At 69.3% G+C, this 15,748-nt stretch carries 16 protein-coding genes; 15 read left to right on the forward strand and 1 reads right to left on the reverse strand.

Annotated elements, in window-relative coordinates:
• The first annotated feature begins 12 nt into the window (after positions 1-12).
• The 15 genes from prmC to AB0B01_RS09525 all read left to right on the forward strand — a co-directional run bounded on the left by prmC (position 13) and on the right by AB0B01_RS09525 (position 13,667).
• Entirely contained in the window at positions 13-858 is an 846-nt protein-coding gene (prmC, locus tag AB0B01_RS09455; protein ID WP_361714832.1) for a peptide chain release factor N(5)-glutamine methyltransferase, read from the forward strand.
• 46 nt (positions 859-904) lie between these two features.
• Positions 905-1,552, forward strand: coding sequence for an L-threonylcarbamoyladenylate synthase (locus AB0B01_RS09460; protein ID WP_361714835.1), 648 nt, complete (start codon positions 905-907; stop codon positions 1,550-1,552).
• Entirely contained in the window at positions 1,549-2,205 is a 657-nt protein-coding gene (locus tag AB0B01_RS09465) for a protein-tyrosine-phosphatase (RefSeq protein ID WP_361714838.1), read from the forward strand. Before AB0B01_RS09460 ends, AB0B01_RS09465 begins: the two co-directional genes overlap by 4 nt.
• A 130-nt stretch (positions 2,206-2,335) precedes the next feature.
• Positions 2,336-3,565, forward strand: a complete 1,230-nt coding sequence (gene glyA, locus AB0B01_RS09470; RefSeq protein ID WP_361714840.1) for a serine hydroxymethyltransferase — start codon at positions 2,336-2,338, stop codon at positions 3,563-3,565.
• 105 nt (positions 3,566-3,670) lie between these two features.
• Positions 3,671-5,005 (forward strand): MraY family glycosyltransferase, encoded by a 1,335-nt coding sequence (locus AB0B01_RS09475; protein ID WP_361715061.1) that lies wholly within the window; start codon positions 3,671-3,673, stop codon positions 5,003-5,005.
• A gap of 274 nt (positions 5,006-5,279) precedes the next feature.
• A complete protein-coding gene (locus tag AB0B01_RS09480; RefSeq protein WP_361714843.1) occupies positions 5,280-5,714 on the forward strand; it encodes a hypothetical protein in 435 nt (144 codons plus the stop codon).
• A gap of 210 nt (positions 5,715-5,924) precedes the next feature.
• A complete protein-coding gene (gene atpB / locus AB0B01_RS09485) occupies positions 5,925-6,761 on the forward strand; it encodes a F0F1 ATP synthase subunit A (protein WP_361715064.1) in 837 nt (278 codons plus the stop codon).
• A gap of 77 nt (positions 6,762-6,838) precedes the next feature.
• Entirely contained in the window at positions 6,839-7,072 is a 234-nt protein-coding gene (atpE, locus tag AB0B01_RS09490) for an ATP synthase F0 subunit C (protein ID WP_355965164.1), read from the forward strand.
• Between the two features lie 41 nt (positions 7,073-7,113).
• Positions 7,114-7,656 (forward strand): F0F1 ATP synthase subunit B, encoded by a 543-nt coding sequence (locus tag AB0B01_RS09495; RefSeq protein ID WP_361714846.1) that lies wholly within the window; start codon positions 7,114-7,116, stop codon positions 7,654-7,656.
• On the forward strand, positions 7,653-8,468 hold the full coding sequence (locus AB0B01_RS09500) for a F0F1 ATP synthase subunit delta (RefSeq protein ID WP_361714849.1): 816 nt from the start codon (positions 7,653-7,655) through the stop codon (positions 8,466-8,468). The genes AB0B01_RS09495 and AB0B01_RS09500 overlap by 4 nt, the downstream gene beginning before the upstream one ends.
• A gap of 129 nt (positions 8,469-8,597) precedes the next feature.
• Positions 8,598-10,193, forward strand: coding sequence for a F0F1 ATP synthase subunit alpha (gene atpA / locus AB0B01_RS09505; RefSeq protein WP_361714852.1), 1,596 nt, complete (start codon positions 8,598-8,600; stop codon positions 10,191-10,193).
• A 20-nt stretch (positions 10,194-10,213) separates the two neighbouring features.
• Positions 10,214-11,131 carry a F0F1 ATP synthase subunit gamma gene (locus tag AB0B01_RS09510; protein WP_361714854.1) on the forward strand — a complete coding sequence of 306 codons (918 nt, stop codon included), beginning with the start codon at positions 10,214-10,216 and terminating at the stop codon, positions 11,129-11,131.
• On the forward strand, positions 11,131-12,573 hold the full coding sequence (gene atpD / locus AB0B01_RS09515) for a F0F1 ATP synthase subunit beta (RefSeq protein ID WP_361714857.1): 1,443 nt from the start codon (positions 11,131-11,133) through the stop codon (positions 12,571-12,573). The genes AB0B01_RS09510 and atpD overlap by 1 nt, the downstream gene beginning before the upstream one ends.
• 140 nt (positions 12,574-12,713) lie before the next feature.
• Positions 12,714-13,088, forward strand: coding sequence for a F0F1 ATP synthase subunit epsilon (locus tag AB0B01_RS09520; protein ID WP_266573925.1), 375 nt, complete (start codon positions 12,714-12,716; stop codon positions 13,086-13,088).
• 132 nt (positions 13,089-13,220) lie between these two features.
• Entirely contained in the window at positions 13,221-13,667 is a 447-nt protein-coding gene (locus tag AB0B01_RS09525) for a DUF2550 domain-containing protein (protein WP_356849412.1), read from the forward strand.
• 93 nt (positions 13,668-13,760) lie between these two features.
• Here the strand turns inward: AB0B01_RS09525 and AB0B01_RS09530 are convergent, their stop codons facing one another.
• A complete protein-coding gene (locus AB0B01_RS09530; protein WP_361715067.1) occupies positions 13,761-15,578 on the reverse strand; it encodes a glycoside hydrolase family 18 chitinase in 1,818 nt (605 codons plus the stop codon).
• Positions 15,579-15,748: the final 170 nt, after the last annotated feature.

The raw sequence follows: 15,748 nt of genomic DNA on the forward strand, positions 1-15,748 counted from the left end.
CGGAGGACCAGCGTGAACTTGCTGCTTGCCGAGGTGGCCCAGGCCACCCAGCGGCTGGCCGCCGCCGGCGTGCCCTCACCGCGCTTCGACGCGGAGGAGCTCGCGGCCTTCGTGCACGGCGTCAAGCGGGGGGAACTGCACCACGTCAAGGACGCGGACTTCGACGCCCGCTACTGGGAGGCCGTCGCCCGGCGCGAGGCGCGCGAACCGCTGCAGCACATCACCGGGCGCGCCTTCTTCCGGTACCTGGAGCTCCAGGTCGGGCCGGGGGTCTTCGTGCCCCGGCCCGAGACCGAGTCGGTCGTGGACTGGGCCATACACGCCGTCCGGGCGATGGACGTCGTCGAGCCGCTGATCGTCGACCTGTGCACCGGTTCCGGCGCCATCGCGCTGGCCATGGCGCAGGAGGTGCCGCGCTCGCGCGTACACGCGGTCGAGCTGTCCGAGGAAGCCCTGCGGTGGACCCGCAAGAACGCCGAGGGCTCCCGGGTCAGCGTCCACCAGGGCGATGCGCTCAGCGCGCTGCCCGAGCTGGACGGCCAGGTCGACCTGGTCATCTCGAACCCGCCGTACATCCCGCTCACCGAGTGGGAGTACGTGGCCCCCGAGGCCCGCGACCACGATCCGGAGATGGCCCTGTTCTCCGGCGAGGACGGCCTCGACACCATCCGCGGCATCGAGCGCACCGCGCACCGACTGCTGCGGCCCGGCGGCATCGTCGTCATCGAGCACGCCGACACCCAGGGCGGCCAGGTCCCGTGGATCTTCGCCGAGGAGCGAGGCTGGGCCGACGCCGCCGACCATCCCGATCTGAACAACCGCCCGCGCTTCGCGACCGCCCGCAAGGCCCTGCCGTGAGCGCACCCCTGCCCGAGAACACCCTGCTGCACGAGGAGTCCCGCTGATGGCCCGGCGATACGACTGCAACGACGCGACGGACCGCAAGACGGGTCTGCGCGAAGCCGCCTCCGCCGTGCGCCGCGGCGAGCTCGTCGTGCTGCCCACCGACACCCTGTACGGGATCGGCGCGGACGCCTTCAGCGCGGAGGCCGTCGGTGACCTGCTCGCCGCCAAGGGGCGCGGCCGCAACATGCCGGTCCCGGTGCTCATCGGCTCCCCGAACACCCTGCACGGCCTCGTCACGGACTTCTCCGAGCAGGCGTGGGAGCTCGTCGACGCCTTCTGGCCGGGCGCACTGACGCTGGTCGCCAAGCACCAGCCCTCGCTGGCGTGGGACCTGGGCGAGACCCGCGGCACCGTCGCCGTCCGCATGCCCCTGCACCCCGTCGCGATCGAGCTGCTGACCGAGGTCGGCCCGATGGCGGTGTCCTCGGCGAACCTGTCGGGGCAGCCCGCGCCGGAGGACTGCGACGCGGCGCGGACGATGCTGGGCGACTCCGTGTCGGTGTACCTGGACGGCGGCCCGACGCCGGGCATCCAGCCGTCCTCGATCGTCGACGTCACCGGAAAGGTTCCCGTCCTGCTGCGCGAGGGGGCGCTGACCGCCGAGCAGCTGCGGGAGGTCGTACCCGACCTTGAGGTGGCCCCGTGAGCCCTGAGGGGCGTGGCATAGCAAGCGGGCACCACCCGGTGGTGGCTCAGGGAGACACCTTCCGCATCCTCCACGTCAGCACCGGCAACGTATGCCGTTCACCCATCACCGAGCGGCTGACGCGGCATGCGCTGGCGCACCGGCTGGGCGGGCTGCCGGCGAGCGGCCTGATCGTGGAGAGCGCGGGCACCTGGGGGCACGAGGGTGCCCCGATGGAGGCCAACGCGGCGGCCGTGCTGGCGGACTTCGGCGCGGACGCCTCCGGGTTCACCGGGCGGGAGCTGCTGGACGAGCACGTGATCCGCGCGGACCTCGTGCTGACGGCCACCCGCGACCACCGGGCGCAGGTCATCTCGATGGGGCACTCGGCGGGGCTGCGGACCTTCACGCTGAAGGAGTTCACCCGGCTGGTGCGGGCCATAGACCCGGCCACGCTGCCGCCGCTGGACGACGGGGTGGCCGAGCGGGCCCGCGCCCTGGTGCGGGCCGCGGCCGCGCTGCGCGGGTGGCTGCTGGCGCCCTCGCCGGACGCGGACGAGGTGTACGACCCGTACGGCGCGCCGATCACCTTCTTCCGCTCGATCGGCGACGAGATCAACCAGGCGCTGGAGCCGGTGGTGACGGCCCTGACGGGCGTCACGGCCTCCCGCTGACCCTCCCGGCCCCCACGGCCGCGCTCCGGGCCGCGGCGACGCACCCGGTCCCGGCGGACGGCTCACAGGGCGGAACGGGCCGGGCCGTCCTAGAGTGGCGGGTACCGGGACAGCCCACTGGAGTCGCGCCATGAGCGTCATCACCCCGCCCACGGACCTGCTGCGGCAGCAGGACCCCCAGATGGCCGACGTCCTCGCCGGTGAGGCGCAGCGGCAGGCCGCCACCCTGCAGCTGAGCGCCGCCGAGAACTTCACCTCGCCCGCCGTGCTGGCCGCGCTCGGCTCGGCGCTCGCCAACAAGTACGCCGAGGGCTATCCGGGCCGCCGCTACCACGGCGGCTGCGAGTACGCCGACCTCGCCGAGCGGGCCGCCGCCGAGCGGGCCTGTGCCCTGTTCGGCGTCGAGCACGCCAACGTACAGCCGCACTCCGGCTCCGCGGCCGTCCTGGCCGCGTACGCCGCGCTGCTGAGGCCGGGGGACACGGTGCTCGCGATGGGGCTCGCGTACGGCGGCCACCTGACGCACGGCTCGCCCGCCAATTTCTCCGGGCGCTGGTTCGACTTCGTGGGCTACGGGGTCGACGCCGAGACGGGGCTCATCGACTACCACCAGGTGCAGAACCTGGCCCGGACGCACCGGCCGAAAGCCATCGTGTGCGGGTCGATCTCCTCCCCGCGCCACCCCGAGTACGCGGCGTTCCGGGAGATCGCCGACGAGGTGGGGGCCTTCCTCATCGCGGACGCCGCGCACCCCATCGGGCTGGTTGCGGGCGGAGCGGCGCCCAGCCCGGTCCCGTACGCGGACATCGTCTGCGCGACCACGCACAAGGTGCTGCGGGGCCCGCGCGGCGGGATGATCCTGTGCGGCTCCGAGTTCGCCGAGCGGATCGACCGGGCGGTGTTCCCGTTCACCCAGGGCGGCGCCCAGATGCACACGATCGCCGCGAAGGCGGTGGCCTTCGGGGAGGCGGCCGCGCCCGCGTTCACCACGTACGCCCACCGGGTGGTGGCCAACGCGCGGGTGCTGGCGCAGGAGCTGGAGGGCTGCGGCTTCGCCGTGACGACGGGCGGCACCGACACCCACCTGATCGTCGCCGACCCGGTCGGCCTCGGCATCGACGGGCCCACCGCCCGCACCCGGCTCGCCGCGGCCGGGATCGTGCTCGACACGTGCGCCCTGCCGTACGGGGACCAGCGGGGGATCCGCCTCGGAACGGCGGCCGTGACGACCCAGGGCATGCGGGAGCCCGAAATGGCGCGGATCGCCGAGCTGTTCACCGCCGCGCTGACGGGGAACGCGACGAGAACCCGGAGGGAAGTCACCGAACTGACGGGTGGATTTCCCCCGTACGGGGAGTAAGACAGACAAAAGGGGAACTGGTGCAACCGGCATACGGACCCCTCGCGTCCTCGGTGGCGGGGACATCGCAGCTAATGTGTGGGGCTGAGATGGCCGGCGATACATCTGGGGCAGCCCGTGCGTGAATATCTGCTGACGCTTTGCGTCACGGTCGCGGTGACCTACCTGCTGACCGGGCCCGTGCGCAAGTTCGCGATCGCGGCCGGCGCCATGCCGGAGATCCGAGCCCGCGACGTCCACCGCGAACCCACCCCGCGGCTGGGCGGCATCGCCATGTTCGGCGGGCTGTGCGCGGGCCTGCTGGTCGCCGACCACCTGCAGAACCTCAACGGCGTCTTCGAACTGTCGAACGAACCCCGGGCCCTGCTCTCGGGCGCCGCCCTGATCTGGCTGATCGGCGTCCTCGACGACAAGTTCGAGATCGACGCCCTGATCAAGCTCGGCGCGCAGATGATCGCCGCCGGCGTGATGGTCATGCAGGGGCTGACCATGCTGTGGATCCCCGTCCCGTGGATCGGGACGGTGGCGCTGACCCAGTGGCAGGGCAACCTGCTCACCGTGGCGCTCGTGGTGATCACCATCAACGCGGTGAACTTCGTGGACGGCCTCGACGGGCTGGCCGCCGGCATGGTGTGCATCGCCTCCGCGGCGTTCTTCCTGTACGCGTACCGGATCTGGTTCGGCTACGGCATCGAGGCGGCCGCGCCCGCCACCCTCTTCGCCGCCATCCTGATGGGCATGTGCCTCGGCTTCCTGCCGCACAACATGCACCCCGCCCGGATCTTCATGGGCGACTCCGGCTCGATGCTCATCGGCCTGGTGCTCGCCGCCGGAGCGATCTCCATCACGGGGCAGGTGGACCCGGACACCATGGCCCTGTTCGCGGGCGGTGAGCGCAATGCCACGCACGCGATGCTGCCGGTCTTCATCCCGCTGCTGCTGCCGCTGACGATCATCGCGATCCCGATGACCGACCTGATCCTGGCCGTCGTCCGGCGCACGTGGAACGGCAAGTCGCCCTTCGCGGCGGACCGCGGGCACCTGCACCACCGGCTGCTGGAACTCGGCCATTCCCACAGCCGTGCCGTGCTGATCATGTACTTCTGGTCGGGGCTGATCGCCTTCGGCGCGGTGGCCTACTCGGTGCATTCGGCCTCGATGTGGATCGTGCTCGTGATCGTCGCGCTCAGCGCGGTGGGCCTGGTCCTGCTGCTCCTGCCGCGGTTCACCCCGCGTGCGCCGCGCTGGGCCGAGTTCCTGGTTCCGCCGCGCTACCGGCACGCGGAGCGCGCCGCGGAGGCGGCCGCCCTGGACGCCTCGGGGCTGGAGCCGGAGCCGGCCCGGCCGATCGTGGTGGGTGTGTCCGGCGTCAACGGAGCGACTGCGGTAGGCCCCCGTTCGCGCTTCCCCGACCGGCGTAAGGCCGGATCGGCGCGCTGACGCCGCCGGTACATGTCCGACATAAGCTGCCTTTAGCACACAAGGCCATCGGTTGTCGCGCACACACGGGCGGGTTAGCTCTCATGTGTGACAGTCGGCACACCCGCCGGGTAAAGCTCTCATCAAATAGTTTGTGATACCGTTCACTAAACCCGGCGACAGAGCCGAAGGACCGTAGTGCGACGGTCCCTTGGCCCGAGGTTCGATCTCGGACCGGGCTTACGCTCGTCCCGTACGAGTCCCGTGCCCCCACCACCACGCGGAGCAACCCGCCATGCGGTCAGATGACGTCCGATCCCTCCTGCACGCCGCTGTGCCCACAGCCGCTGCCGGCGGCCTTGCCGCCGTCGTCAGCGCTGTCGTGGCCGGCGGCAAGGGGGCGCTGGGCGCCGTCATCGCCACGCTGGTGGTGCTGCTCTTCATGGGCGCCGGATTCGTCATTCTGCAACGCACCGCGAAATCGCTGCCGCACTTGTTCCAGGCCATGGGGCTCATGCTCTACACGGTCCAGATCCTGCTGCTCTTCGTCTTTGTCGCCGTGTTCAAGAACACGACGCTGTTCCACCCCAAGGCCTTCGCGATCACGCTCGTCGCCACCACCCTCGTGTGGATCGGCGCACAGACGCGTGCTCATATGAAGGCCAAGATCCTCTACGTCGAACCGGACTCGAAGGGCGACAAGCCCGAAAATTCGGGGCCGAAGTCGTGAGGGGTAGGGCCGGAATAAGGGCGCGTTCGAGATGCTGCTATCGTCCGGTGCCAACTGCGGCATTGCGGGCGCGGGCATCTGAGCTGACGCCTGTTCCATCGCGAGGCTCGATGCCTGACCGCCGCCCCCAAACCCGTTACACCAGTCCAGTGCCGAACCGCGGCCGTGCGCCGCGCCGACACAACGAGGTTGCCGTACCTATGCGCCACGCTGAAGGAGCCCGCGGTGAGTGACCCGACGCAGGTGCTCGCTTTCGAGACCGACTGTCACATCTTCGACGGATGCGGCTTCCCCGGCCCGGGCCTGCACTCGTTCCTCTTCGAGCCGCTGTGGGGCGAAGCGGGCCTGACGAGCGCGTACTTCAACAAGCCGATGCTGCTGGCCCTGCTGGGCTCGCTGATCATCGTCGTCTTCTTCTGGGCGGCCTTCCGCAAGCCGAAGGTCGTCCCGGGCAAGCTCCAGATGGTCGCCGAGTCCGGCTACGACTTCGTGCGCCGCGGCATCGTGTACGAGACGCTGGGCAAGAAGGAGGGCGAGAAGTACGTCCCCTTCATGGTCTCGCTGTTCTTCTTCGTCTGGATCCTGAACGTCTGGTCGATCGTCCCCGTGGCGCAGTTCCCGGTGACCTCGATCATCGCGTATCCGGCGGTTCTCGCGGCGATCGTCTACTTCATCTGGATGTCGGTGACGTTCAAGCGTCACGGCTTCGTCGGCGGTTTCAAGAACCTCACCGGCTACGACAAGTCGCTCGGCCCGGTGCTTCCGCTCGTCATGGTCATCGAGTTCTTCTCGAACGTCCTGGTGCGCCCCTTCACCCACGCGGTCCGACTCTTCGCGAACATGTTCGCCGGTCACACCCTGCTGCTGCTGTTCACCATCGCCAGCTGGTACCTGCTGAACGGGATCGGGATCGCCTACGCGGGCGTCTCGTTCATCATGGTCGTCGTGATGACCGCCTTCGAGCTCTTCATCCAGGCTGTCCAGGCGTACGTCTTCGTCCTCCTGGCCTGCAGCTTCATCCAGGGCGCGCTCGCCGAGCACCACTGAGTCCGGCCCACCCCCAAACCCCCTTGTCGTCCGGTGGCCAACCCCCACCGGTCCGTGAAAGAGAAGGAAGAACTGGCATGTCCCAGATCCTTGCTGCCGCCGAAGGCGTCACCGGTTCCCTCAGCTCCATCGGTTACGGCCTCGCGGCCATCGGCCCGGGCGTCGGCGTCGGCATCATCTTCGGTAACGGCACGCAGGCTCTCGCCCGTCAGCCCGAGGCTGCCGGTCTGATCCGCGCCAACCAGATCCTCGGCTTCGCCTTCTGTGAGGCGCTCGCCCTCATCGGTCTGGTCATGCCGTTCGTCTACTAAGACGAGCCGACCACTAGTCCGATTAGACGAAAGGCACTGATGTGAACCTCCTGGTTCTCGCGGCTGAGGAGGCCGAAAACCCCCTCATTCCGCCGATCCCCGAGCTCGTCATCGGTCTGATCGCCTTCGTCATCGTCTTCGGTTTCCTCGCGAAGAAGCTCCTCCCGAACATCAACAAGGTTCTGGACGAGCGTCGCGAGGCCATCGAGGGCGGTATCGAGAAGGCTGAGGCCGCTCAGACCGAGGCCCAGAGCGTGCTGGAGCAGTACAAGGCCCAGCTCGCCGAAGCCCGGCACGAGGCCGCGCGCCTGCGCCAGGAAGCGCTGGAGCAGGGCACTGCGCTCAAGGAAGAACTGCGCGCAGAGGGCCAGCGGCAGCGTGAGGAGATCATCGCTGCCGGCCACGCCCAGATCGAGGCCGACCGCAAGGCCGCCTCTCAGGCGCTGCGTCAGGACGTGGGCAAGCTCGCCACCGACCTGGCCGGCAAGCTCGTCGGTGAGTCCCTTGAGGACGTCGCCCGTCAGAGCCGCACCATCGACCGCTTCCTCAGCGAGCTTGAGGAGAAGGCCGAGGCGGCCCGATGAACGGAGCGAGCCGCGAGGCGCTGGCCTCCGCGCGTGAGCGTCTCGACGCGCTGACGGACAACACGTCCGTCGACGCGGCGGAGCTCGCCGGTGAGCTGGCTGCCGTCACCGCGCTGCTCGACCGTGAGGTCTCGCTGCGTCGGGTCCTCACCGACCCGGCGCAGTCCGGCGAGGCCAAGGCCGAGCTGGCGGGCCGGCTGCTGGCCGGCCAGGTCGGCGGGGAGACCCTCGACCTGCTGTCGGGCATGGTCCGGTCCCGCTGGTCGCAGTCCCGCGACCTGGTGGACTCGCTGGAGGAGCTGGCGGCCACCGCCGACCTCACGGCGGCCCAGCAGGGTGACGCGCTGGACAACGTCGAGGACGAGATCTTCCGGTTCGGCCGGATCGTCGCCTCGAACACCGGGCTGCGCTCCGCGCTGACCGACCGGGCGGCCACCGCCTCCGCCAAGAGCGCGCTGCTGCGCAGCCTGCTCGGCGGCAAGGCGAACGCGGTCACCGAGCGTCTGGTCACGCGTCTCGTCACGCACCCGCGTGGACGTAGCCTGGAGGCGGGGCTCGAGTCCCTGTCCAAGCTCGCCGCCGAGCGCCGCAACCGCATGGTCGCCACCGTGACCACCGCGGTTCCGCTCAGCGACGTGCAGCGGCAGCGTCTCGGCGCGGTGCTGGCGAAGCTGTACGGCCGCCAGATGCACCTGAACCTGGACGTGGACCCCTCGGTCCTCGGCGGGATCGTGGTGCGCGTCGGCGACGAGGTCATCGACGGCAGTGTCGCGGAGCGCCTCTCCGAGGCCTCCCGCCGCATGGCCGGCTGACCGGCCACCAAAAGAACAACGCATTCCTAGCGGCCCGGTTGGGCCGTGCAGAACTTGCAGAAGATTCCTGGGGGTCGCCCCCAGACCCCTAAGAAGCTTCAGGCCCAACAAGGAGAGCAGGGAACCCAGATGGCGGAGCTCACGATCCGGCCGGAGGAGATCCGGGACGCACTGGAGAACTTTGTCCAGTCGTACCAGCCGGACGCGGCCTCGCGCGAGGAGGTCGGAACGGTCAGCGTTGCCGGCGACGGCATCGCGAAGGTGGAGGGTCTGCCCTCCGCCATGGCGAACGAGCTGCTGAAGTTCGAGGACGGCACCCTCGGTCTCGCCCTCAACCTTGAGGAGCGCGAGATCGGTGCGATCGTCCTCGGCGAGTTCAGCGGCATCGAAGAGGGCCAGCCGGTGCAGCGCACCGGTGAGGTTCTCTCCGTAGGTGTCGGCGAGGGTTACCTCGGCCGCGTTGTCGACCCGCTCGGCAACCCGATCGACGGCCTCGGCGAGATCGCGACCGAGGGCCGTCGCGCCCTCGAACTGCAGGCCCCGGGCGTCATGGTCCGCAAGTCGGTGCACGAGCCGATGCAGACCGGCTACAAGGCCGTCGACGCGATGGTGCCGATCGGCCGTGGCCAGCGTCAGCTGATCATCGGTGACCGCCAGACCGGCAAGACCGCTCTGGCCGTCGACACGATCATCAACCAGCGCGACAACTGGCGCTCGGGCGACGTGAACAAGCAGGTCCGCTGCATCTACGTCGCCATCGGCCAGAAGGGCTCGACCATCGCGTCCGTGCGCGGCGCCCTGGAAGAGGCCGGCGCGCTGGAGTACACGACGATCGTCGCCGCCCCGGCGTCCGACCCGGCCGGCTTCAAGTACCTGGCGCCGTACACCGGTTCCGCCATCGGCCAGCACTGGATGTACGCCGGCAAGCACGTCCTCATCATCTTCGACGACCTGTCGAAGCAGGCCGACGCCTACCGCGCCGTGTCGCTGCTGCTGCGCCGCCCGCCGGGCCGTGAGGCCTACCCGGGTGACGTCTTCTACCTGCACTCGCGTCTGCTGGAGCGTTGCGCCAAGCTCTCCGACGACATGGGCGCCGGTTCGATGACCGGTCTGCCGATCGTCGAGACCAAGGCCAACGACGTCTCGGCGTTCATCCCGACCAACGTCATCTCCATCACCGACGGCCAGTGCTTCCTGGAGTCCGACCTGTTCAACGCGGGCCAGCGCCCGGCGCTGAACGTCGGTATCTCGGTCTCCCGCGTCGGTGGTTCCGCGCAGCACAAGGCCATGAAGCAGGTTTCCGGCCGTCTGCGCGTGGACCTGGCCCAGTACCGCGAGCTGGAGGCGTTCGCCGCCTTCGGTTCCGACCTGGACGCCGCGTCGAAGGCCTCGCTGGAGCGCGGCAAGCGCATGGTCGAGCTGCTGAAGCAGGGCCAGTACCAGCCGATGCCCGTCGAGGAGCAGGTCGTCTCCGTCTGGGCCGGCACCACCGGCAAGATGGACGACGTCCCGGTGGGCGACATCCGTCGCTTCGAGTCGGAGCTGCTGGAGTACCTGCGCCGTGAGCGCAAGGACCTCCTCACCTCCATCGCCGAGGGCGGCAAGATGTCGGACGACACCCTGACGTCGATCGCTGACGCCATCGCCGGCTTCAAGCGCCAGTTCGAGACCTCGGACGGCAAGCTCCTGGGCGAGGACGCACCGGCCGTCAACGTCTCCAAGTGACGACGGAAGGGACCTGACTCATGGGAGCGCAGCTCCGGGTCTACAAGCGTCGCATCCGTGCCATCACGGCGACCAAGAAGATCACCAAGGCGATGGAGATGATCTCCGCCTCGCGCATCGTCAAGGCGCAGCGCAAGGTGGCGGCATCGATGCCGTACGCGACCGAGCTCACCCGTGCGGTGACCGCGGTGGCGACCGGTTCGAACGCCAAGCACGCCCTGACCACCGAGGTCGAGTCGCCGACCCGCGCCGCGGTCCTGCTCATCACGAGCGACCGCGGTCTGGCCGGCGGCTACTCCTCGAACGCCATCAAGCAGGCCGACCGGCTCACCGAGCGGCTGCGCGCTGAGGGCAAGGAGGTCGACGCCTACATCGTCGGCCGCAAGGGTGTCGCGTACTACGGGTTCCGCGAGCGCAAGATCGCGGACTCGTGGACCGGCTTCACCGACAGGCCGGAGTACGCCGACGCCAAGCGCGTCGCGGGGCCGCTGATCGAGGCCATCCAGGCGGACACCGCCGAGGGCGGCATCGACGAGCTGCACATCGTCTACACGGAATTCGTGTCGATGATGACGCAGAACGCGGTCGACAACCGGATGCTGCCGCTCAGCCTCGACCAGGCTGCGGAGGAGAGCGGTACGAAGGGCGAGATCCTTCCGCTGTTCGACTTCGAGCCGTCGGCGGAGGACGTCCTCGACGCCCTGCTGCCGCGCTACGTCGAGAGCCGCATCTACAACGCACTGCTGCAGTCGGCTGCCTCCGAGCACGCCGCCCGCCGCCGCGCGATGAAGTCGGCGACCGACAACGCCGGGGACCTCATCAAGAGCCTCTCCCGGCTTGCCAACGCGGCCCGCCAGGCCGAAATCACCCAGGAAATCAGCGAGATCGTCGGTGGCGCGAGCGCCATGGCCGACGCGACCGCGGGGAGTGACAAGTAATGACGACCACTGTTGAGACGGCCGCCGCCACGGGCCGCGTCGCCCGGGTCATCGGCCCGGTCGTCGACGTGGAGTTCCCCGTCGACGCGATGCCCGAGATCTACAACGCCCTCAAGGTCCAGGTCGCCGACCCGGCCGAGGACGGCAAGCTCAAGACCCTGACCCTTGAGGTCGCGCAGCACCTGGGTGACGGCCTCGTCCGTACCATCTCGATGCAGCCGACCGACGGTCTGGTCCGCCAGGCCCCGGTGACCGACACGGGCGACGGCATCACCGTCCCCGTCGGTGACTTCACCAAGGGCAAGGTGTTCAACACCCTGGGTGAGGTGCTCAACGTCCCCGAGGCCAACGCCGAGGTGACCGAGCGCTGGCCGATCCACCGCAAGGCCCCGAACTTCGACGAGCTTGAGTCGAAGACCGAGATGTTCGAGACCGGCGTCAAGGTCATCGACCTCCTCACCCCGTACGTCAAGGGTGGAAAGATCGGTCTGTTCGGTGGTGCCGGTGTCGGCAAGACCGTTCTGATCCAGGAAATGATCTACCGCGTCGCCAACAACCACGACGGTGTGTCGGTCTTCGCGGGCGTCGGTGAGCGTACCCGTGAGGGCAACGACCTCATCGAGGAAATGCACGACTCGGGCGTCATCGACAAGACGGCCCTCGTCTTCGGCCAGATGGACGAGCCCCCGGGCACCCGTCTGCGCGTCGCCCTCGCCGGTCTGACCATGGCGGAGTACTTCCGCGATGTGCAGAAGCAGGACGTGCTCTTCTTCATCGACAACATCTTCCGGTACACCCAGGCGGGTTCCGAGGTGTCGACCCTGCTCGGCCGTATGCCCTCCGCGGTGGGTTACCAGCCGAACCTGGCCGACGAGATGGGCCTCCTCCAGGAGCGCATCACCTCCACCCGTGGTCACTCGATCACCTCGATGCAGGCGATCTACGTCCCCGCGGACGACCTGACCGACCCGGCGCCGGCGACCACCTTCGCCCACCTCGACGCGACGACGGTTCTCTCCCGTCCGATCTCCGAGAAGGGCATCTACCCGGCCGTGGACCCGCTGGACTCGACGTCCCGCATCCTCGACCCGCGGTACATCGCGGCGGACCACTACGCGACCGCCATGCGCGTCAAGGGGATCCTCCAGAAGTACAAGGACCTCCAGGACATCATCGCGATCCTCGGTATCGACGAGCTGGGCGAGGAGGACAAGCTCGTTGTCCACCGTGCCCGTCGCGTCGAGCGCTTCCTGTCGCAGAACACCCACGTCGCCAAGCAGTTCACCGGCGTGGACGGTTCGGACGTTCCGCTCGACGAGTCGATCACCGCGTTCAACGCGATCTGCGACGGTGAGTACGACCACTTCCCCGAGCAGGCGTTCTTCATGTGCGGTGGCATCGAGGACCTGAAGGCCAACGCCAAGGAGCTGGGCGTCTCCTGATCCGGCGCGCTCCTCCGGGAGCGCATCCGGTCGCAGGTTTCTCCGGAGAGGGGCGGGTGTGTCCCGTCCCTCTCCCCACGCCCATTAGAATTTGACCCAACACCCGGCTGACCCGCCGGGTGGTGACCCGAGGAGCCACCTTGGCTGCTGAGCTGCACGTCGAGCTGGTCGCGGCGGACCGCAATGTCTGGTCCGGCGAGGCCACCCTTGTTGTCGCCCGCACCACGTCCGGCGACATCGGCGTCATGCCCGGTCACCAGCCGCTTCTCGGTGTGCTGGAATCGGGCCCGGTGACCATCCGTACCAGCGAGGGCGACACTGTCGTCGCCGCGGTGCACGGCGGATTCATCTCGTTCGCGGACAACAAGCTGTCCCTGCTGGCCGAGATCGCCGAGCTCGCCGACGAGATTGACGTCCAGCGGGCGGAGCGGGCACTGGAGCGCGCGAAGTCGGAGGCCGATGCGGCCGCCGAGCGTCGCGCCGATGTCCGGCTGCGCGCGGTCACGGGGCACTGAGCCCCGTAACCGAACAGGTGTGAGACCTCAGCCGCGGTCCGGTTCTGGAATTTTCCAGACCGGGTCGCGGCTGAGGCGATGCAGGTGCTTTTTCGTGTGCGGTATGTCGATGAGCGAGGAGGTCGGTGAAAGATGCTCCTCGCTCTGCTTGTGAGCGGCCTGGTCGTAGCCCTGGTGGTGATCGGGCTGTTTGTGTTCGGCTTGCGCCGCAGACTCATCCAGCGTTCCGGCGGCACCTTCGACTGCAGTCTGCGCTGGGGCGTCTCCGAGGAGCCCGACGTCTCCGGCAAGGGCTGGGTGTACGGGGTGGCCCGCTACAGCGGTGACCGGATCGACTGGTTCCGCGTCTTTTCGTACTCGCCCCGGCCGCGCCGGCTGCTGGAGCGGGCCTCCATCGAGGTGATCGCCCGCCGCGCCCCCGAGGGCGAGGAGGAGCTGGCGCTGCTGTCCGACGCCGTCGTGCTCGGCTGTCTCCACCGGGGGACCCGGCTGGAGCTGGCGATGAGCGAGGACGCGCTGACCGGTTTCCTGGCCTGGCTGGAGGCGGCGCCTCCGGGGCAGAGGGTGAACGTCGCGTAGGCGCGGACACCGCCTTCGGTACGCGAAGAAGCCGGGGAGACGGGGGCGGACCCGTCTCCCCGGCTTCGTCATGTCACCGGGGCGGTGTGGGGTTCACTGCAGTCCGGTGTGGATCGCGTTGGCGAGCTCGCCGTTCGCGGTGTCGCCGCTGAATTCCCAGAAGAAGGCGCCCTTGAGGCCCTGCTGCCTGGCCCAGGTCATCTTCCCGGCGATGGTGGCGGGGGTGTCGTAGCTCCACCAGTTGCTGCCGCACTTGGCGTAGGCCGTGCCGGCGACGGTCCCGGTGGCGGGGCAGCTGCCCTTGAGCACCTTGTAGTCCTCGATGCCCTGCTCGTACGTGCCCGCGGCGGGCCCGGTGGCGGCGCCGCCGGGGGCGTCCTGGGTCACGCCGGTCCAGCCGCGGCCGTAGAAGCCGATGCCGAGGTTGAGCTTGGCGCCGGCGATGCCCTTGCCCTTGAGCTTCGTGATGGCGGCCTCGGAGTTGAACCCGGCGATCGGGATGCCGGCGTAGGAGGTGAGCGGGGAGTGGGGGGCGGTCGGGCCCTTGGCGTCCCACGCGCCGAAGAAGTCGTAGGTCATGACGTTGTAGAAGTCGACGTACTGCGCGGCGCCCGCGTAGTCGGCCAGGTCGAGCTTGCCGCCGTTGGAGCCGTCCGCGGAGATCGCGGCGGTGACCAGGTTGCTGCCGCCGAACTTGGCGCGCAGGGCGGAGAGCACGTTCTTCAGGGAGGCGGCGCCGCTGGTGTCGCATGACAGCCCGCAGGCGTTCGGGTACTCCCAGTCGATGTCGATGCCGTCGAAGACGTCCGCCCAGCGCGGGTCCTCGACCAGGCTGTAGCAGGAGTCGGCGAAGGCGGCCGGGTTCGCCGCGGCCTGGCCGAAGCCCCCGGACCAGGTCCAGCCGCCGAAGGACCACAGCACCTTGATGCCCGGGTACTTGGCCTTGAGCTTGCGCAGCTGGTTGAAGTTGCCGCGCAGCGGCTGGTCCCAGGTGTCGGCGACGCCGTCGACGGCCTGGTCGGCGGTGTAGGCCTTGTCGTAGTCGGCGTAGGAGTCGCCGATGGTGCACTTGCCGCCCTGCACGTTGCCGAAGGCGTAGTTGATGTGGGTGATCTTCGCGGCGGATCCGGAGGTCACCAGGTTCTTCACGTGGTAGTTGCGGCCGTAGACGCCCCACTCGGTGAAGTAGCCGAGCTTGACCTTGCCGCCCGGGTCCGGGGGAGTGGTGCCGCCGCCGGTCGTGGTGACCGAGAGGGTGCCGGAGGACGGGCCGGTCTGGCCGGCGGTGTCGCGGGCGGTCACGCTGTACGCGTACGTGGTGCCCTTGGTCAGGCCGGAGTCGCCGAAGCTGGTGCCCGTGACGGTCGCGATCTTGGTGCCGCCGCGGTAGACGTCGTAGTTCTTGATGCCCTTGTCGTCGGTGGCGGCGGTCCAGCCGAGGGTCAGCGAGGTGTCGGTGACCCCGCTCGCGGTCGGGGTGCCGGGGGCCGACGGCGGGCTGTCGGTGGGGGTGGTGCCGCCGTCACAGGAGCCGCCGTTGATCTTGCAGCCGCTGGGGGCGCCCGGGCCGGCGCCGTTGAAGCCGAAGCTGACCGTGGCCCCGGGGGCCAGGGTGCCGTTCCACCCGACGTTCTTGCCGGTCCAGTGGGTGCCGGAGCTGGTGACGGTGGCGTCCCAGGCCGAGGTGACGGTCGTCCCCGCGGGGTAGTCCCACTCCACGGTCCAGCTGGTGAGGGTGGTGGTGCCGGTGTTCTTCACCGTCCACTTGCCCTCGAAGCCGGAGCCCCAGTCGGAGACCTTCGTGTACGTCGCCGTCGCCGAGGCGGCGGCCTCGGCGGGGGCGGCCAGGGCCACGAGCCCCGCGACGGGCAGGGCGAAGGCGGCCACGGTCGCGGCGAGCCGTCGGATCAGTCGGAAGCGGGGTGGGGGTGCTGTGCTCAAGGGTGCTCCTTCGTAGGTCCGTCGTGGCCGTGGGGCCGACTACGACTGGGGATGGGACCTGCGCCGCCCGTGAGCGTGTTGTCATGGCACGCTCACCACAGTTGCGGCGAGCGTAGAAAGGTCTGGACCAAGCGTCAAGA

Source organism: Streptomyces sp. NPDC044571, assembly GCF_040647115.1.
Lineage (GTDB): Bacteria > Actinomycetota > Actinomycetes > Streptomycetales > Streptomycetaceae > Streptomyces.